The organism is Caenimonas sedimenti (assembly GCF_007833165.1).
Classification (GTDB): Bacteria; Pseudomonadota; Gammaproteobacteria; order Burkholderiales; family Burkholderiaceae_C; genus Ramlibacter; species Ramlibacter sedimenti.
Map to the genome: position 1 here is coordinate 39,556 of NZ_VOBQ01000017.1, position 17,392 is coordinate 56,947.

20 protein-coding genes and 1 tRNA gene are annotated in these 17,392 nt (G+C 68.0%); 11 read left to right on the forward strand and 10 right to left on the reverse strand.

From position 1 onward, the window contains the following. Nucleotides 1-64: 64 nt before the first annotated feature. Both FN976_RS20945 and FN976_RS20950 read right to left on the reverse strand, forming a co-directional pair. A tRNA-Pro gene (locus FN976_RS20945) sits at nucleotides 65-141 on the reverse strand. Between the two features lie 33 nt (nucleotides 142-174). Next, nucleotides 175-1,104: a polyprenyl synthetase family protein gene (locus FN976_RS20950; RefSeq protein WP_145895142.1), complete on the reverse strand. Its 930-nt coding sequence runs from the start codon at nucleotides 1,102-1,104 to the stop codon at nucleotides 175-177. Nucleotides 1,105-1,330: 226 nt separating this feature from the next. Here FN976_RS20950 and rplU point away from each other — a divergent pair, with 226 nt between their 5' ends. From rplU to proB, 4 genes are read left to right on the forward strand one after another with little or no spacing between them, the layout of a single operon-like run. Continuing rightward, nucleotides 1,331-1,642, forward strand: a complete 312-nt coding sequence (gene rplU / locus FN976_RS20955) for a 50S ribosomal protein L21 (protein WP_145895020.1) — start codon at nucleotides 1,331-1,333, stop codon at nucleotides 1,640-1,642. Between the two features lie 16 nt (nucleotides 1,643-1,658). Continuing rightward, the gene (gene rpmA / locus FN976_RS20960) at nucleotides 1,659-1,922 is read left to right on the forward strand and encodes a 50S ribosomal protein L27 (RefSeq protein WP_145895021.1); all 264 of its coding nucleotides are present in this window, start codon (nucleotides 1,659-1,661) and stop codon (nucleotides 1,920-1,922) included. 59 nt (nucleotides 1,923-1,981) lie between these two features. Next, the gene (gene cgtA, locus FN976_RS20965; RefSeq protein ID WP_145895022.1) at nucleotides 1,982-3,055 is read left to right on the forward strand and encodes an Obg family GTPase CgtA; all 1,074 of its coding nucleotides are present in this window, start codon (nucleotides 1,982-1,984) and stop codon (nucleotides 3,053-3,055) included. Beyond that, complete coding sequence (gene proB / locus FN976_RS20970; protein WP_145895023.1) at nucleotides 3,052-4,200, forward strand: glutamate 5-kinase; 1,149 nt, start codon at nucleotides 3,052-3,054, stop codon at nucleotides 4,198-4,200. The genes cgtA and proB overlap by 4 nt, the downstream gene beginning before the upstream one ends. A 7-nt stretch (nucleotides 4,201-4,207) precedes the next feature. Here proB and FN976_RS20975 read toward each other — a convergent pair whose 3' ends face one another. Beyond that, the gene (locus FN976_RS20975; RefSeq protein ID WP_145895024.1) at nucleotides 4,208-4,708 is read right to left on the reverse strand and encodes a CNP1-like family protein; all 501 of its coding nucleotides are present in this window, start codon (nucleotides 4,706-4,708) and stop codon (nucleotides 4,208-4,210) included. Beyond that, complete coding sequence (locus FN976_RS20980) at nucleotides 4,698-5,339, reverse strand: RNA pyrophosphohydrolase (RefSeq protein WP_145895025.1); 642 nt, start codon at nucleotides 5,337-5,339, stop codon at nucleotides 4,698-4,700. Before FN976_RS20980 ends, FN976_RS20975 begins: the two co-directional genes overlap by 11 nt. Before the next feature lie 92 nt (nucleotides 5,340-5,431). Here FN976_RS20980 and FN976_RS20985 point away from each other — a divergent pair, with 92 nt between their 5' ends. Together FN976_RS20985 and FN976_RS20990 are read left to right on the forward strand one after the other, a co-directional pair. Then, the gene (locus FN976_RS20985; RefSeq protein ID WP_145895026.1) at nucleotides 5,432-7,174 is read left to right on the forward strand and encodes a proline--tRNA ligase; all 1,743 of its coding nucleotides are present in this window, start codon (nucleotides 5,432-5,434) and stop codon (nucleotides 7,172-7,174) included. Beyond that, complete coding sequence (locus FN976_RS20990; RefSeq protein WP_145895027.1) at nucleotides 7,171-7,866, forward strand: lytic transglycosylase domain-containing protein; 696 nt, start codon at nucleotides 7,171-7,173, stop codon at nucleotides 7,864-7,866. Before FN976_RS20985 ends, FN976_RS20990 begins: the two co-directional genes overlap by 4 nt. A 9-nt stretch (nucleotides 7,867-7,875) precedes the next feature. Here the strand turns inward: FN976_RS20990 and FN976_RS20995 are convergent, their stop codons facing one another. The 5 genes from FN976_RS20995 to hemA form a co-directional block, all read right to left on the reverse strand. Continuing rightward, complete coding sequence (locus tag FN976_RS20995; RefSeq protein WP_145895028.1) at nucleotides 7,876-8,871, reverse strand: AAA family ATPase; 996 nt, start codon at nucleotides 8,869-8,871, stop codon at nucleotides 7,876-7,878. 179 nt (nucleotides 8,872-9,050) lie between these two features. Continuing rightward, nucleotides 9,051-9,380, reverse strand: coding sequence for a Grx4 family monothiol glutaredoxin (gene grxD, locus FN976_RS21000; protein ID WP_145895029.1), 330 nt, complete (start codon nucleotides 9,378-9,380; stop codon nucleotides 9,051-9,053). Nucleotides 9,381-9,425: 45 nt separating this feature from the next. Then, on the reverse strand, nucleotides 9,426-10,256 hold the full coding sequence (gene prmC / locus FN976_RS21005) for a peptide chain release factor N(5)-glutamine methyltransferase (RefSeq protein WP_145895030.1): 831 nt from the start codon (nucleotides 10,254-10,256) through the stop codon (nucleotides 9,426-9,428). After that, the gene (prfA, locus tag FN976_RS21010; protein ID WP_145895031.1) at nucleotides 10,253-11,350 is read right to left on the reverse strand and encodes a peptide chain release factor 1; all 1,098 of its coding nucleotides are present in this window, start codon (nucleotides 11,348-11,350) and stop codon (nucleotides 10,253-10,255) included. The genes prmC and prfA overlap by 4 nt, the downstream gene beginning before the upstream one ends. Nucleotides 11,351-11,422: 72 nt before the next feature. Next, nucleotides 11,423-12,694 (reverse strand): glutamyl-tRNA reductase, encoded by a 1,272-nt coding sequence (gene hemA, locus FN976_RS21015; RefSeq protein WP_145895032.1) that lies wholly within the window; start codon nucleotides 12,692-12,694, stop codon nucleotides 11,423-11,425. A gap of 61 nt (nucleotides 12,695-12,755) precedes the next feature. Between hemA and FN976_RS21020 the strand changes: the two genes are divergently transcribed. Genes FN976_RS21020 through queF form a run of 5 tightly spaced genes read left to right on the forward strand, consistent with a single transcriptional unit; the run spans nucleotide 12,756 to nucleotide 16,434 of the window. Next, nucleotides 12,756-13,037: a hypothetical protein gene (locus tag FN976_RS21020; protein ID WP_145895033.1), complete on the forward strand. Its 282-nt coding sequence runs from the start codon at nucleotides 12,756-12,758 to the stop codon at nucleotides 13,035-13,037. Nucleotides 13,038-13,047: 10 nt separating this feature from the next. Then, nucleotides 13,048-13,827, forward strand: a complete 780-nt coding sequence (gene yaaA, locus FN976_RS21025) for a peroxide stress protein YaaA (RefSeq protein ID WP_145895034.1) — start codon at nucleotides 13,048-13,050, stop codon at nucleotides 13,825-13,827. Then, the gene (locus tag FN976_RS21030; protein WP_145895035.1) at nucleotides 13,824-14,693 is read left to right on the forward strand and encodes a 2OG-Fe(II) oxygenase; all 870 of its coding nucleotides are present in this window, start codon (nucleotides 13,824-13,826) and stop codon (nucleotides 14,691-14,693) included. The genes yaaA and FN976_RS21030 overlap by 4 nt, the downstream gene beginning before the upstream one ends. Further along, nucleotides 14,690-15,592, forward strand: coding sequence for an alpha/beta fold hydrolase (locus FN976_RS21035; RefSeq protein ID WP_145895036.1), 903 nt, complete (start codon nucleotides 14,690-14,692; stop codon nucleotides 15,590-15,592). Before FN976_RS21030 ends, FN976_RS21035 begins: the two co-directional genes overlap by 4 nt. Further along, nucleotides 15,589-16,434: an NADPH-dependent 7-cyano-7-deazaguanine reductase QueF gene (gene queF / locus FN976_RS21040; RefSeq protein WP_145895037.1), complete on the forward strand. Its 846-nt coding sequence runs from the start codon at nucleotides 15,589-15,591 to the stop codon at nucleotides 16,432-16,434. The genes FN976_RS21035 and queF overlap by 4 nt, the downstream gene beginning before the upstream one ends. Before the next feature lie 87 nt (nucleotides 16,435-16,521). On the opposite strand, the gene FN976_RS21045 is transcribed toward queF, so the two are convergent. Next, the gene (locus tag FN976_RS21045) at nucleotides 16,522-17,352 is read right to left on the reverse strand and encodes an enoyl-CoA hydratase-related protein (protein ID WP_145895038.1); all 831 of its coding nucleotides are present in this window, start codon (nucleotides 17,350-17,352) and stop codon (nucleotides 16,522-16,524) included. Nucleotides 17,353-17,392: the final 40 nt, after the last annotated feature.

A 17,392-nucleotide genomic window follows, 5' to 3' on the forward strand; every position in this document is an offset into this window, starting at 1 on the left:
TGTCACGCGAGTGCGCCAAAGCGCACCACGGCCAAGCGGATGAAGGACCAGGAAATGGAAAAACTGGTCGGGGTGAGAGGATTCGAACCTCCGGCCTCTACGTCCCGAACGTAGCGCTCTACCAGGCTAAGCTACACCCCGATGGTGCCGCGGGACGCCGCGCGCTGATGGGAGTCAGTGGCGGCGCTGCAGCAGCGAAGCCGCCAATTGTACCAAACCGTCCGCATGCGAATTCGGGGGCAGTTGTTCGGCGGCCTGGATGGCACGCCGGGCCTCGGTCGCCGCGGCATCCCGGGCGACGTCGAGCGAGCCGGTTTCCCTGACCACCGCAACGATGCGTTCCAGCTCGTGGAGCGCTCCCGTCTCCACGGCCTGGCGGATCAGGGTGGTCTGTTCCGGCGAGCCGCGCCGCATGGCGGCGATCAGGGGCAGGGTGACCTTGCCTTCGCGCAGGTCGTCCCCCAGGTTCTTGCCCATCTCCTCGGCGTCGCCGTCATAGTCCAGCACATCGTCGATGACCTGGAAAGCGGTCCCCAGCGCCTGGCCATAGGTGGCGCAGGCCTGTTCGATGGCAGCTGGCGCGCCGGCCAGCACGGCCCCCAGGCGGGCGCTCGCTTCGAACAGCTTGGCGGTCTTCGAGCGGATGACCTGCAGGTAGGCGGCCTCGTCCAGCGCCGGGTCATGCATGTTCATCAGCTGCATGACCTCGCCCTCGGCGATGACGTTGGTGGCGTCCGCCAGGATCTCCATGATCCGCACGTCATGCGCGTCCAGCATCATCTGGAAGGCGCGCGAATAGAGGAAGTCGCCCACCAGCACGCTCGCGGGGTTGCCGAAATGCTGGTTGGCGGTCGGCCGGCCCCGCCGGAGCGTGGAATCGTCCACCACGTCGTCGTGCAGCAGCGTCGCCGTATGGATGAATTCGACCACCGCCGCCAGGTTGTGGCGCTGGGTGCCGCGGTAGCCCAGGGCGCCGCACACCAGCAGCAGCAGGGCGGGCCGCAGGCGCTTGCCGCCCGAGGAGATGATGTAGCGCGACACCTGGCCGACCAGCGGGACGCCGGAGTCCAGGCGGCGGCCGATCACCGCGTCGACCTCGCGCATGTCGTCAGCGATCAGGGAAAGTACGGAGGACGCGGTGGCGGCAGGGTCGGTCAAGTCGGGCTTCGCGGAAGGTTGCCGGATTATAGGAATGACCTCGTGCGCTCTTCGCCGCCCCGGACCCACTCTCGGGCATGGACCGCAACCTATGCTAAAATCTTGGGCTTTCCGGAAATCCGTCCGGAGGAATCGTCGACCCTCTCGGGTCGCCCCTATTCAAGAGGTCACTATGTACGCGGTCATAAAAACCGGAGGCAAGCAGTATCGTGTTGCTTCCGGCGACAAGATCAAAGTAGAACAGATTACTGCGGACATCGGCCAGGAAATCACCTTCGATCAGGTGCTCGCAGTCGGAACCGGCGGCGACCTGAAGATCGGTGTCCCCCTGGTATCCGGTGCCACGGTCATCGCCACGGTTGTGGCACACGGCAAGCACGACAAGGTCCGCATCTTCAAGATGCGCCGCCGCAAGCACTACCAGAAGCATCAAGGGCATCGCCAGCAGTACACCGAACTGCAAATCGGCGCGATCGCCGGCTGATCCAGGAGCAACGGACATGGCACAGAAAAAAGGCGGCGGCTCTACGCGAAACGGGCGCGATTCCCAGCCCAAGATGCTGGGTGTCAAGGCCTTCGGCGGCGAACTCATCAGCGCCGGCTCCATCATCGTGCGCCAGCGCGGCACCAAGTTCCACCCCGGCGTCAATGTCGGCCTGGGCCGGGACCACACGCTGTTCGCCCTGGTGGACGGCCACGTGAAATTCCAGGTCAAGGGTTCGCTGAACAAGCAGACGGTCAACGTCGTCCCGGCCCAAAGCTGATTTAATCTTCACATGCAAGTGCGAAGCCCCGCTTGTCGGGGCTTCGTTTTTCCTCCGTTATGAAATTCGTAGACGAAGCCTTCATCGACATCTCCGCCGGAGATGGCGGGAACGGCTGCGTCTCGTTCCGGCACGAGAAGTACAAGGAATTCGGCGGGCCCAACGGCGGTGACGGCGGGCGCGGCGGCCACGTGTATGCCGTGGCCGACCCGAACCTGAACACCCTGGTCGACTACCGCTATTCGCGCCGGCACGACGCGGGGCGCGGTGAGCACGGCATGGGCTCCGACATGTTCGGCGCCATGGGCCACGACATCGTGCTCAAGATGCCGGTGGGCACCATCCTCTCCGACGTGGAAACGGGCGAAGTGCTGTTCGAGCTGCTCGTGCCGGGCGAGCAGATCATGATCGCCAAGGGCGGCGACGGCGGCTTCGGCAACATGCGCTTCAAGAGCTCGATCAACCGGGCGCCGCGGCAGAAGACGCCCGGCTGGCCCGGCGAAAAGCGCAGCCTGAAGCTCGAGTTGAAGGTGCTGGCCGACGTTGGCCTGCTGGGCATGCCGAACGCCGGGAAATCGACGCTGATCAGCGCCATCTCGAACGCGCGCCCGCGCATCGCGGATTACCCCTTCACCACCTTGCATCCCAATCTGGGCGTGGTGCGGGTGGGTCCCGAGCAGAGCTTCGTGGTGGCTGACCTGCCCGGCCTGATCGAAGGCGCGGCGGAGGGCGCGGGCCTGGGCCACCAGTTCCTGCGCCACCTGCAGCGCACCCGCCTGCTGCTGCATCTCGTCGACATCGCACCTTTCGACGGCGCGGACCCCGTGGCGCAGGCGAAAGCCATCGCCGGCGAGCTGAAGAAGTACGACGAGGGTCTTTACAAGAAGCCCCGCTGGCTGGTGCTGAACAAGCTGGACATGGTGCCGGCCGAGGAGCGCGAGGCCCGGGTCAAGGATTTCGTGAAGCGCATGCGCTACAAGGGCCCGTTGTTCCAGATCTCCGCGCTCACGCGGGAGGGCTGCGAGCACCTGGTCCAGGCCATCTACCAGCATGTGCATGCGCAGCAGGTCGCGGAGCAGCCCGTCACCGAGGTCGACGTGCGATTTGCCGGCGGGCCGGCCGACGAACAATGAGCGCCGCTGGGGACGCCGGGGGCTTGTCCGCCGTGCTGGGCGAGGCCCGACGCATCGTCGTCAAGGTCGGCTCCAGCCTGGTCACCAACGAAGGCCGCGGCCTCGACGAAACCGCCATCGGTGAATGGTCCCGCCAGCTGGCGGCGCTCGCCGCCGACGGCCGCGAAGTGATCATGGTGTCGAGCGGCGCGATCGCCGAAGGCATGAAGCGCCTGGGCTGGGCCACGCGGCCCCACGAGATCCATGAGTTGCAGGCCGCCGCCGCCGTCGGCCAGATGGGCCTGGCGCAGATGTACGAGACCAAGCTGCGCGAGCACGGGCTGGCATCGGCCCAGGTGCTGCTGACCCATGCGGACTTGGCGGACCGGGAACGCTACCTGAACGCCCGCTCGACGCTGCTCACGCTGTTGGGCCTGCGCGTGGTGCCCGTGATCAACGAGAACGACACGGTCGTCAACGACGAGATCAAGTTCGGCGACAACGACACCCTGGGCGCCCTGGTGGCCAACCTGGTCGAGGCCGACCTGCTGGTGATCCTGACGGACCAGAAGGGCCTGTACAGCGCCGACCCGCGCAAGGACCCCGCCGCGCGTTTCATCCAGGAGGCCGCCGCCGGTGACGCCGCGCTCGAAGCCATGGCCGGCGGCGCTGGCTCCAGCATCGGCCGGGGCGGCATGATCACCAAGGTGCTCGCCGCCAAGCGCGCCGCCGGCTCCGGCGCGTCGACCGTCATCGCCTGGGGCCGCGAGCCGGATTGCCTGGTCCGCCTGGCGCGCGGCGAAATCATCGGCACGCTGCTGGTGGCGCCCACGCAGAAGCACCAGGCGCGCAAGCGCTGGATCGCCGACCACCTGCAGTTGCGCGGGGCCGTGACCGTGGACCCGGGCGCCGTCGCCAAGCTGCGCGACGAAGGCAAGAGCCTGCTGCCGATCGGCATGACCACAGTGGATGGCGATTTCTCGCGGGGCGACGTGATCGCGGTGCGCGACCCCGGCGGCCGGGAGATCGCACGCGGCCTGGCCAACTACGCGGCAGCCGAAGCCCGCCTGCTGTGCCGCAAGCCCTCAAGTGACATCGAACGGCTGCTGGGCTACGTGGCCGAGCCCGAGATGATCCACCGGACGAATCTGGTCGTCACCCGATAGGAAAGCGTCAGCGGGCGCCGAAGCGCCGATTGACCGGGGCGCGCAAGTCCTCGACGATCTGCCGGGCCGACCCGTTCGGGGAATGCCCCATGCACGCGCCCTGGCGCGCCACCTGCAGGCTGGTCCGCTCGTGCCGGCCACGCTGCAGGGGCACCCATTCCGCGCCAGGTGCAGGCACCCAGCCCTTGTCGGGGTCGTGCCGCGCATACACCTTCACGTCACCACTGTTGCACCGGATGCCCTCGTAGAGCGCATTCAGCGCGCCACTGTCGTTGCGGGCGACCAGGACGTAGCGCACGATGGCGTCGGGCCCGATCGAGAACGACTCCGGGTCCACGCCGAACTGCAGGCTGCTGCCCCGCACTTCGAGCATGATCAGGCCCGTGGTGCGCAGGGCCGGCGGGCGGGGCGCTTCCACTTCCTTCCAGTCAGGGTCGGCCGGCAGCACCTGGGCGATCGCGCCGGTGCTCGCGAAGGCAATCGCCAGCAGCCATCGCTCAAAGCGCATGCTTGCCCTTCACGAAGGCCGCTTGCGGATTCGGTTCGAAGCTGGCGCCCGGCGGCAGTTCCATCGCCGGCCCCGGCAGCATGCCGCCGCCATCGTGGCCCAGGTGGTCGTGCTCGCGGGCGCGCATGCCGCTGCGGAGGTAGCGGTTGCGGTGGTCGTTGCGCGGCAGATAGCGGGCCAGTTCGCGCAGCGCCATCTCATACACGCCGCGCTTGAACTCCACCACCACGTCGAGCGGCACCCAATAGTCGTTCCAGCGCCAGGCATCGAACTCGGGGTGATTGGTGGCGCGCAGGTTGAGGTTCCAGTCCTGCCCGGTCAGCTGCAGCAGGAACCAGATCTGCTTCTGGCCCTTGTAGTGTCCGCGCGCGTCGCGGCGGATGTACCGCTCGGGCACTTCGTAGCGCAGCCAGTCGCGCGTGCGCGCGACGATGCGGACATGCTCCGGCATCAACCCGACTTCCTCGTGCAGTTCCCGGAACATGGCCTGTTCGGGGCTTTCGCCGCGATCGATGCCGCCTTGCGGAAACTGCCAGCTGTGTGTCCGGATCCGCTTGCCCCAGAACACCTGGTTTTTCTGGTTGAGCAGGATGATGCCGACGTTAGGCCTGAAGCCGTCCCGGTCAAGCATAATCTGACCCCAAATCTTTGAACTGAGTTCATTATGCACGGCGCCCCTGCGCGCTGGAAGGGCTCAGTCACCCAATCTCCCTGCGCAGATTCATGAAAGCCTCCCAGTTCCTCATTTCCACGCTCAAGGAAGCACCCGCCGATGCCGAGGTGGCCAGCCACCGGCTGATGATGCGCGCCGGCATGATCAAGAAGCTGGGCGCCGGCATCTACACGTACATGCCCATGGGCCTGCGCGTGATCCGCAAGGTCGAGGCGATCGTGCGCGAGGAGATGAACCGCGCCGGCGCGGTGGAGCTCACCATGCCCGTGGTGCAGCCGGCCGAGCTGTGGCAGGAAAGCGGCCGGTTCCAGGCCTACGGGCCGGAACTGTTGCGCATCAAGGACCGGCACGAGCGCGATTTCGTCGTGCAGCCCACCAGTGAAGAGGCGATCACCGACATCGGCCGGCAGGAACTGCGCAGCTACCGACAGCTGCCGAAGAACCTGTACCAGATCCAGACGAAGTTCCGCGACGAACGCCGGCCCCGCTTCGGCCTGATGCGTGGCCGTGAGTTCGTGATGAAGGATGCCTACAGCTTCGATCGCGACCTCGAAGCCGCGAAGCGGAGCTACCAGCAGATGGGCCAGGCCTACCGCGCCATCTTCGACCGTTTCGGCCTGCGCTATCGCGCCGTGGCGGCGGACAGCGGCGCCATCGGCGGCGACGTCAGCCAGGAATTCCAGGTGATCGCCGCGACCGGAGAGGACGCCATCGTCTATTGCCCGGACAGCGAGTACGCGGCCAACATGGAGAAGGCCGAGGCGCTCGCGCCGGCGGGCCCGCGGGCGGCTGCGGCCCAGGCGATGACCCGCGTGCCCACCCCGGGCAAGGCCACCTGCGAGGACGTCGCGCAGCTCTTGGGCGTGGCGTTGACCACGACCGTCAAGTCGCTGGTGCTGGCGACCGACCAGCACGACGACAGGGGCAACGTCGTGAAGACGCAAGTCTGGCTGCTGCTGGTGCGGGGCGACCACGGCTTGAACGAGATCAAGGCAGGCAAGGTGCCGGGGCTGGACGGCTTCCGCTTCGCGACGGTGCCGGAGATCGAGGCGCACTTCGGAACGAAGCCCGGCTACCTGGGCCCGATCGGCCTGAAGCAGCCGGTGAAGATCGTGGCCGACCGCGAGGTGGCGCTGATGGCCGACTGGATCTGCGGCGCCAACGAGGAGGACTACCACCTCACCGGCGTGAACTGGGGCCGGGACCTGCCGGAGCCGGACACCGTGGCCGACCTGCGCAACGTGGTCGAGGGCGACCTGTCGCCCGACGGCAAGGGCCGGCTCGCCATCGAGCGCGGCATCGAAGTCGGCCATATCTTCGTGCTGGGCACCAAGTACAGCGTGCCGATGAATGCCACGTTCCTGGACGAGGATGGCAAGCCGAAGCCTTTCCAGATGGGGTGCTACGGCATCGGCATCACGCGGCTGCCGGCGGCCGCCATCGAACAGAACAACGACGAGCGCGGCATCATCTGGCCCGACGCCATCGCCCCGTTCACGGTGGTGCTGTGCCCGATCGGCATGGACCGCAGCGCTGACGTGAAGGCGGCCGCGGAAAAGCTGCACGATGAGCTGGCCGCCGCCGGCATCGACGTCATGCTCGATGACCGGGGCGAACGCCCCGGCGCGATGTTCGCCGACTGGGAATTGATCGGCGTGCCGCACCGCGTGGTGATCTCCGATCGCGGCTTGAAGGAAGGCCAGCTGGAATACCAGCACCGGCGCGACACGGCGGCCAGCAAGGTGGCGGTGGGCGAGGTGCTGGACTTCCTGCGGGGTCGGCTGGCGGCGTGATCCGGCGGCGCCGCTGGATCGCGTCGGCGCTGGGCGGCGCCGGACTCTGGTCGCTGGGCGCGAGCCCGGCGCGCGCGGGCGGCCAGCTCGAGGAGCCCCTGGTCGACTCGATCCGCACCGCGCTCAGTTCGGCCGTGGCCAACAGCGCGCCGCCGATCCCCGAGTTCGCGAGCCTCGAGGCGCGCCTGACCTACCTGCGCTGGCTCGGCGCCATGAGCGCACGGCTGCAGAGGCGCAAGCCCTCCTGGCAGGAGCGCAAGGAATTCCTGCAGACCGTCTGGTACGAGAGCCGGCGCGCCGGCCTCGACACCCAGCTCGTGCTCGGCCTGATCCAGGTGGAGAGTGCCTTCCGCAAATTCGCGGTGAGCCCGGTGGGCGCCCGCGGCTACATGCAGGTCATGCCGTTCTGGACCCGCGTCATCGGCGACGGGGACGTCTCCAAGCTGTTCCACATGCAGACCAACCTGCGGTTCGGCTGCGTCATCCTGCGCCACTACCTCGACCGCGAGCGGGGCGACCTCTACATGGCGCTCGGACGCTACAACGGCAGCCGGGGCCAGCCGCAATATCCCAATGCGGTGTTCGCCGCCGCGCGCAACTGGCAGTTCGACATGCAGCCCGGCGTCATCCCGGAGAGGTCGCCGGACCCATCGAAACCGAGCGAACGGGTTCCCGGCGGGCCGGGGGGCTGAGGGGCCCGGCTACTGCATGAAGCCGATGCGGGTCTTGCCCGCGCCGGCTTTCGGCAGGTCCTCGGCCTGGATCTGCCCCCGATGCGCCAACCGCGCGTTGCCGAACCCCGTCATCAGGGCGCGCCGCATCTCGCGCGGAGCCAGCTCCGCCAGCTGGTCCAGCAGGTCGTCCGACGGTTCTTCTTCAAAGCGCCGGCCCCAGCCGTGGTCCCCACGGATCGAAACGTACAGGTTGCGGGCGATCTGCCGCGCCTGCTCCAGGTTCGGCGCATCGATCTCGAACACGTTCATGCGGTTCAGGATGGGCTCGGGGATGCAGCGCTCGTCGTTGGCCGTCATGATCCAGATCACCTGGCTGGCGTCGATCGCGATCTCCGCGAACTCGTCCATGAAGGCGCCCGCGGTGTCGTGCTCGAGCAGGCCGTAGAGCGCGCCGAGCGGATCGTATTGCGCATCGGCGCTCGCCTTGTCGATCTCGTCGATCACCAGGACCGGGTTGGCGTATTGCCCCTCCACCAGCGCTTCGAACACCTTGCCGGGCTTGGCGCCCTTCCATTGCGACGACGCGCCCGACAGCAGCCACCCCGCCGTCATCGAACTCATGGGCACCAGGTTCATGCCGGTGCCGAGCAGGTCGGCCAGCTGGCGCGCGAAATGGGTCTTGCCGATGCCGGGCGGACCGAGCAGCAACATGGGCGTGACTTCGAGCCCATCGCCGCCGTCCTGCGAGAGCGCCACATGGCGCTTCACGTCGTCGAGCGCGTCCGCGAAATTCGGCAGTTGCTCGTAGAGCGAGGCCATCTCGGGCACACCGCTGGGCTTGACCTGGAAGCGATCCGGGCCGCGCTCGAGCATGCGTTCGTAGGTCGCCCGCAGGTTCTCGTGGTCACGGTTGGGCAGCTTGGCCAGCTTGCGCTCGACGTCATGCGGGCGGAACACGCTGCGCAAGTTGGCGATCGGCAACTTCAGGCCCGGGCTCTGAGGAACGAGACTACGTGATTCCATCGACCTCTCCTTCAACGACGACTCGGCTGTGAACTGATTCCAGCATAAGGCGTGCCAATGGGCAACACGCCGCGGCGCGCGGCGCGCCGCACTGTCAGCAGGAGTCGACAGTGGAGGCGGGACGGAGGGAGGGGGCGGCTTGGTAGCAGCCGGGCCGGCAGAGTGCTATCGGCGCGTACTCAGGCCTGTGACGGCGTGCCCAGCACCTGCTGGAGTTCGCCGTTCTGGTACATCTCCATCATGATGTCCGAGCCGCCGATGAATTCGCCCTTCACGTACAGCTGGGGGATGGTGGGCCAGTTGCTGTATTCCTTGATGCCTTGGCGGATCTCGTCGTCTTCCAGCACGTTCACGGTGGCGAGCTGGCGCGGGTCGACCCCGCAGGCCTTGAGGATCTGGATCGCGCGGCCGGAAAAGCCGCATTGCGGAAAGGTCGCATTGCCCTTCATGAAGAGCAGGACGTCGTTGCCCTTGACCAGGCCGTCGATGCGTTGTTGAACGTCGCTCATGTCGAAATCTCTCCTAGACAAGACTCTTCTGCAGATGGCGGTGGATTATCCCAGTTCAAGCCGAAGCCCGCCGGTGCAGCGCGGGATGCCCGCGAGATCGTTGCGGCTCTGGATTTGGGACAGCCCAGCAGCTTCCAGCAAAGCCCGGACGGCCGGCGCCTGGTCGTGCCCGTGTTCCAGCAGCAGCCAGCCGCGAGGGCGCAGCAGGGCGGGCGCCTGGCCGGCGATCGCGCGCAGGGCATCCAGGCCGTCGGCGCCCGAGGCCAGGGCGGACAAGGGTTCGTGCTTCAGGGCCGCCAGGTGCGGATCCGCCGAGGCGACGTAGGGCGGATTGCTGACGATCAGGTCGTAAGGCCCCTGCGCGCCGGCCAGCCAGTCCGCTTGCCGGAAGGCCACGGCCAGGCCGAGGGCGCGCGCGTTGGCCGCGGCGGTTTCCAAGGCGCCCATCGAGGCATCCACGGCCTCGATGCGTGCGTCTGGCCGCCGGCTGGCCAGTGCCAGCGCGATGGCGCCGCTGCCGGTGCCCAGGTCGACAATCGTGGGCTGCGCCTTGCCTTCCAGCACTTCGAGCGACCACTCCACCAGGTGCTCCGTCTCCGGACGCGGCACCAGCACGCGCGCATCCACGGCCAGCGTGAGGCCGAAAAACTCCTTCTGCCCGACCAGGTAGGCCAGCGGCTCGCCGGCCGCCCGGCGTGCTGCCAGGGCCAGGAACGCGCGATGGGCATCGTCAGGGAGTGGGTCACCGTCGTGGGCAATCACCCAGCCGCGGTCCGCGGCCGGCCGGCCGAGCACGTGCAGCAGCAGCAACTGGGCGTCGAGGCGGGCGACGCCGGTGGCGACCGCCTGCGCGAGGCCTTCGCGCAAGGTGTTCATCCCCGAGCGGCGCCCATGCCGATCTCCAGCTCTTCGAGCTGCTCGGCCCGCCGGGCCAGCAGCAGGGCTTGCACCACTTCGTCGAGGTCGCCCTCCAGGATGTTCGCCAGCTTGTAGAGCGTCAGGTTGATGCGGTGGTCGGTGAGGCGGCCCTGCGGGAAGTTGTAGGTGCGGATGCGGTCCGAGCGGTCGCCGCTGCCGATCAGGCCCTTGCGGGTGGCCGCTTCCTTCGCGGCGCGCTCCGAGCGTTCCTTTTCCTGGATGCGCGCCGACAGCACCTGCAGCGCCTTGGCCTTGTTGCGGTGCTGCGAACGGTCGTCCTGGCATTCGGCGACGATGCCGGTCGGCAGGTGGGTGATGCGCACCGCGGAGTCCGTCTTGTTCACGTGCTGGCCGCCGGCGCCGGAGGCCCGATAGGTGTCGATGCGCAGGTCGGCCGGGTTGATCTGGACCGCGACTGCTTCGTCCGGCTCGGCCAGCGCCGCGACCGTGCAGGCGCTGGTGTGGATGCGGCCCTGCGTTTCCGTGGCGGGCACACGCTGCACCCGGTGGCCGCCCGACTCGAACTTGAGCTTGCCGTAGCAGCCGTCGCCGACGACGCGGATCACGACTTCCTTGAAGCCGCCGACCTCGCCCTCGCTCTCGCTCACGATCTCGGTGCGCCAGCCCTGGCGCTCGGCGTAGCGCACGTACATGCGCAACAGGTCGCCGGCGAACAGGGCGGACTCGTCACCGCCCGTGCCCGCCCGGATTTCCAGGAAGGTGTTGCGGACGTCGTCCGGGTCCTTGGGCAGCAGCAGGCCTTGCAGTTCCGTCTCCAGCGCGGGCAGCTCGGCCTCGATCGTGGCGATCTCCTCGCGCGCCATGTCGCCCATGTCGGGGTCGTCGAGCATCTCGCGCGCCTGGGCGAGGTTGCTTTCCTGCTCGAGGAACCGCTGGAAGCGCCCGGCGATTTCGCTCACCTCCGCATGCTCGCGCGTGAGCGCCCGGTAGCGCTCCATGTCGTTCACCACTTCCGGCTGCGAGAGGTGGAAGTCGAGTTCCTGCAGGCGGACGGGGAAGCGTTCGAGTTGCTGGCGGAGGAAGGGCTTCATGACGGACGGTAGCGCGGCCTGAAGGCCGCGGATTGGCAAGGACGGATGGCGACGGGCGGGCGGCGAGCGCCGCTACCGTTCTTTTCGCAGGAAGAAGTGTTCGATCGCCGTGGTCGCCCGCTGGCGCGACTCGGCATCGCCAGCGTGCAGCTCGGCCAGCGCCCCGTGCAGCATCTTCTGCGTCAGCCCGCGAGACAGGGCTTCCAGCACCGCATCCACGTCCTCGCCCTTCGCCAGCGCCTTGCGGGCCCGCGCGATTTCCGCGTGCCGCCACTCGTCCGCCTGCGCGTTCAGCTGGCGGATCACCGGCACCGCCTGGCGCTGGTCCATCCAGTGCAGGAAACTCTGGACCCCGGCGTCGATGATCGCCTCGGCCTGCGCCACCGCGGCCTGCCGGTTGGCATGGCCGGTCTGCACCACGTTCGCCAGGTCGTCCACCGTGTACAGGTAGACGTCTTCGAGCGCCTGGACTTCGGGCTCGATGTCGCGCGGCACCGCCAGGTCGACCATGAACATCGGGCGGTGCTTGCGTGCCTTGAGTGCCCGCTCGACCGCGCCCAGGCCGATGATGGGCAACTGGCTGGCCGTGGAACTCACGACCACGTCGAATTCATGCAGGCGCGCCGGCAGGTCGGCCAGGCGCAGCACCTCACCGCCGAAGCGGCTGGCGAGCTTCTCGCCGCGCTCCAGCGTGCGGTTGGCGATGGCAATGGACTTCGGGTTGCGCGCGGCGAAGTGCGTCGCCGCCAGCTCGATCATCTCGCCGGCGCCCACGAACAGCACCCGCACCTTGCCGAGGTCTTCGAACAGCTGGCCGGCCAGGCGCACGGCGGCGGCGGCCATGCTGATCGAATGCGCCCCGATCTCGGTCGACGAGCGCACTTCCTTGGCGACGGCGAACGAACGCTGGAACAGCTGGTTCAGCGTCGTGCCCAGCGAGCCGGCTTGATCCGCGGCGCGGACGGCGTCCTTCAGCTGGCCGAGGATTTGCGCTTCGCCCAGCACCATCGAATCGAGGCCGCTGGCGACGCGGAAGGCGTGCCGCGCCGCCTGGCCATCGCGCAGGGTGTACGCGTGGTGGCGCAGCAGCCCCGGCGCGATGCCGCGCGAGTGGGCCAGCCAGTCGATCGTGGGGTCGATTTCCTGGCCGGAGGCGGCGCAATAGATCTCCGTGCGGTTGCACGTGGAGAGGATGGCGGCCTCCGGCTCGCGGCCGGTGCGGGAGGCGAAATTCTCCCGCAGCGACTGCAAAGTCGGGGCGATTTGCTCCAGGCCGAACGCGAAGCGGCCCCGCATGTCGAGCGGTGCCGTCGTGTGGTTGATGCCCAAAGCCCAGACTGCCATGGGACGAATTATAAAATTTGCCGGAAGATCAAGCACTTAGCTTGCATCAAACCCCGCGAATATGGGTCCCGCCGACTTCCTGATCCACTTGCTGAGCTTCGCGGCACCCGCTCTGGCGGTTGCCGCCCTGGTGGCGCTGGCCGCCCGCTTCCTGCTGCCGCGCGGCGCTGGTGCCCCCGGCTGGTGGGCTTCGTTTGCTATCAATTCCGCAGCAGGGATTGCCGTCCTGGCCGGCGGCCTGTGGCTGGGCGGGCGCGACGGCCTGATGGGGACCTACGCCGCACTGGTCGGCGTGGTGGCCACCTGCCAATGGCTGGCGGGGCGAGGCTGGCGCCGGGGATAATTGCGGCCAGATGCTGTTCCTGCTTTCCCCCGCCAAGACACTCGACTACGAATCGCCGTTGGCGGCGCTGCCGCACACGCTGCCGGAGTTCGCGCCCGATGCCGAACGCCTGATCGGCGTGCTGCGCAAGAAGTCGCCGCGCCAGCTGTCCGGGCTGATGGACATCAGCGACAACCTGGCGGTGCTGAACGCCGCGCGCTACCAGGCCTGGTCGGAAAAATTCACGGAGCGCAATTCGCGGCAGGCCTTCCTGGCCTTCGACGGCGACGTCTACGACGGCCTGGCCGCGAAAAGCCTCAGCCCGGCGGACCTCGAGTGGGCCCAGTCGCACGTGCGCATGCTGAGCGGCCTCTACGGCGTGCTGCGGCCGCTGGACTGGATGCAGCCCTACCGGCTGGAGATGGGAACCTCGCTGGCGGTCGGGCGTGCCCGCAACCTGTACCAGTACTGGGGCACCCGCATTTCGGAATCCCTCAACCGGCAGCTGCAGGCGGACAAGACCCCCGTGGTCATCAACCTGGCGTCCCAGGAATATTTCAAGGCGGTCGACCGCGCGGCCTTGCGTGGCCGGGTGATCGATTGCGTGTTCGAGGAAGCGAAGGAGGATGGGCCGTTCCGGCTGGTGAGCTTCCCCGCGAAGAAAGCGCGCGGCCTGATGGCGCGCTTTGCGATCCAGAATCGCATCGAAACCCCGCGCCGGCTGGAAACCTTTGCCGTGGAAGGCTACTCTTTCGCCAAGGCCCATTCGGAGCCCGACCGCCTGGTCTTCCGCCGCAGGATCGCGAAATGACAACCACCCAAGCCCGTCAGCAGGTCACGCCCGACCTGCGCAAATGGATCGTCGAACAGGCCGAGGCCGGCCACAGCGCCGAATCGGTGCTGCAGGCGATGCTGGCCTCCGGCTGGACCGAAGATGTCGCCGTGGAAGCGATGGAAGCCACCTTGCGCGGCCACCTGGAGAGCAAGGCCGCGGAGCAGGACCAGAGCCAGCCGCAGCCGGTGCCCGTGCCCGAACCGGCGCTCGCGGAATCCCCGCTCTACATCGACGCGGGCGACCGGCAGGTGTGCGTGCTGCAGACCGTGTCCGATCCGCGCATCGTCGTGTTCGGCAACCTGCTGTCGGATGAGGAATGCGATGCGCTGATCGCCCTGGCGAAGCCCCGCCTGGCGCGCTCGCTCACCGTCGCCACCAAGACCGGCGGCGAAGAAGTCAACGCCGACCGGACCAGCAACGGCATGTTCTTCCAGCGCGGCGAGCACGAAGTGGTGCGGCGCCTCGAGCAACGGATCGCCCGCCTGGTGAACTGGCCCGAGGAAAACGGCGAGGGCCTGCAGATCCTGCAGTACGGGCCGGGCGCCGAATACAAGCCGCACTACGACTATTTCGATCCGGTCGAGCCCGGCACGCCGACCATCCTGAAGCGCGGCGGCCAGCGCGTCGCCACGCTGGTGATGTATCTCGGCGAACCCACCAAGGGGGGCGGCACCGTGTTTCCGGACATCCACCTGGAAGTCGCGCCCAAACGCGGCAACGGGGTGTTCTTCAGCTACGACCGCGCGCATCCCTCCACCAAGACCCTGCACGGCGGCTCGCCCGTGCTGGCGGGCGAGAAGTGGATCGCCACCAAGTGGCTGCGCGAACGGCGCTTCGAATGAAAGTCCAGGCCAACGGCATCCCGGTGGAAGTCGAGGACACCGCCGGGGGGCCGGACGACGCCGCTCGCCCCGTCGTGCTCCTCATCATGGGTCTCGGCATGCAGCTGGTGGCCTGGCCGCCGGCGCTCGTGCAGGCGCTGGTCGACGCCGGCTACCGCGTGGTGCGGTTCGACAACCGCGACGTGGGGCTGTCCGCCAAGTTCGACCATCTCGGGGTGCCCAACCTGTTGTGGGAAAGCCTGAAGCACCGCATCGGCTTCCCGGTGCGGGCGCCCTATGACCTGAAGGCGATGGCCGCCGACGCGCTCGGCGTGCTCGATGCGTTGAAGATCCAGCGGGCCCACGTCGTCGGCGTCAGCATGGGCGGCATGATCGCGCAGCGGCTCGCGCTGGCGGCGCCGGAGCGCGTGCTGAGCCTCACGAGCATCATGAGTTCCAGCGGCGCGCGCGACCTTCCGGGCCCGAAGTCCCAGGTGCTGCAGGCGCTGTTGCGGCGGCCGCGCGACCACACGGAGCAGGCCATCGCCGACCACTACGTCTCGCTTTTCAAGGTCATCGGCAGCCCGGGCTTCCCTCTGGACGAAGCGGAACTGCGCGAGCGCATCCTGCGCGGTGTGCGACGCAGCTTCCACCCGGCCGGCACGGCGCGCCAGATCGCCGCGGTCGCGGCGGACACGGACCGCGCTGACGAACTCGACCGGATCAACTTGCCCACCCTGGTGGTTCACGGGCTGAGCGATCCGCTGGTGCCGTTCGCCTGCGGCCAGGATACGGCGCGGCGCATCCGGGGCGCCAAGCTGGTTCCCGTCCCCGGCATGGGGCATGATTTGCCACCCGGCGTGGTGGACCGCATCCTCGCGCCCCTGCTGCCCCATCTGCGTGAGGCCCAGGCACGATGAACACGCCCGACCAGTCGCTGCTCGGCAAACAGGCGCACTACGCGGACCAGTACGACCCAGCGCTGCTGTTCCCGCTCGCGCGGGCGCCGGCGCGCCACGAGATCGGGCTCACCGGCGCGCTGCCGTTTTTCGGCGCCGACCTCTGGACGGCGTTCGAGTTGAGCTGGCTCAATCCGCGCGGCAAGCCCCAAGTGGCGATCGCGCACGTGACAGTTCCGTGCGAGACCCCGAACATCGTGGAGAGCAAGTCTTTCAAGCTCTACCTGGGCAGTTTCAGCAATACGGTGTTCGCGACGGCCGATGCCGTGCGGGACCGCCTGCGGGCGGACTTGAGCGAAGCGGTCTGGCGCGGCGCGGAGTCACCGGCCACCGTCGGCGTGCGCCTGGTGCTGCCCGAGGTGTTCGACCGGGAGCCGGTGCATGAGCTCGACGGGCTGAGCCTGGACCGCCTCGACATCGAATGCACCGACTACACACCCGCGCCGCACTTGCTGACCACGGTGGCGGGCGAACCCCCGGTGGAGGAAGTCCTCACCAGCAACCTGCTGAAGAGCAACTGCCTGGTGACCGGCCAGCCGGACTGGGGCAGCATCCGGATCCGCTACACCGGGCCGCAGATCGAGCAGGGCGGGCTGCTGCGCTACCTCGTGAGCTTTCGCAACCACAACGAATTCCACGAGCAGTGCGTGGAACGCATCTTCATGGACTTGTGGCGGCAGTGCAAACCGACCCGGCTGGCGGTGTATGCGCGCTACACGCGCCGCGGCGGGTTGGACATCAATCCGCTGCGCACCAGCCACCCGATGCCGCTGCCGCCGAATGTGCGGACGGCGCGGCAGTAGAGAAGGCGTCGTCCCCGCGGAGGCGGGGCCCAGGGCTTCCGTCTTTGGATGCTCTGGATTCCCGCCTCCGCGGGAATGACGGCACTTTCAGATTTCCCGGAAGGACTGCAGCGGCGCCAGCGAGGGGAACTCGCCTGCGCGCTTCTCCTTCATCGCCGTGATCGCCTCGCGCACGTGCGCGTTGCTCCAGATGGCGCCTTGCAGCCAGCCCATCTGCTTCAGTGAATCTTCCACCGAATGGTCCTGCGCGTAGTTCAGCGCCTGCTTGGTGCCCCAGATCGCCACCGGCGGCTTGGCCGCGATCTCGGCAGCGCATTTCAACGCCGCCTCCATCATCGCCTGCTGGGTCTCGAACACCTCGTTGACCAGCCCGAGCGACAACGCGCGCGCGGCCGGCAGCCGGCGGCCCGTGTAAGCGAGCTCCTTGACGACGGCCATCGGCAGCAGCTTGGGCAGCCGTTGCAGCGTGCCGACGTCCGCCACCATGCCGATGTTGATCTCCTGCACGCAGAAGAACGCATCGGCCGTCGCGAAGCGCAGGCAGCAGGCCGTGACCATGTCGACCGCTCCGCCGATGCAGCCGCCGTGGATGGCCGCGATCACCGGGATGCGCAGCGTTTCCAGTCTGGTGAAGGTCGCCTGCATGTCGGTGAGCTGGTCGAACACCGCCGCGCGCCCTTCCGCGCTGCGGTCGTCCAGCGTCACCGCGCCGCCAAAAGCCTCGAGCGACATGCCGGCGCTGAAGTGCTTGCCAGTGGAGGAGATCAGGAGGACGCGCGCTTCCTTGCCGCGATGCAGCCGGACCAGCACTTCGTCCAGCTCCCGCCAGAACGTGGGGTCCATCGTGTTGAGCGCGGCGGGGCGGTTCAGCACCAGGTGGGCCACGTGGCCCACCTGCTGCAGGTCGAAACATTGCATGGGAAGTCTCCTTCAGCCGCACTGTAGCGGCTCGCCTCGC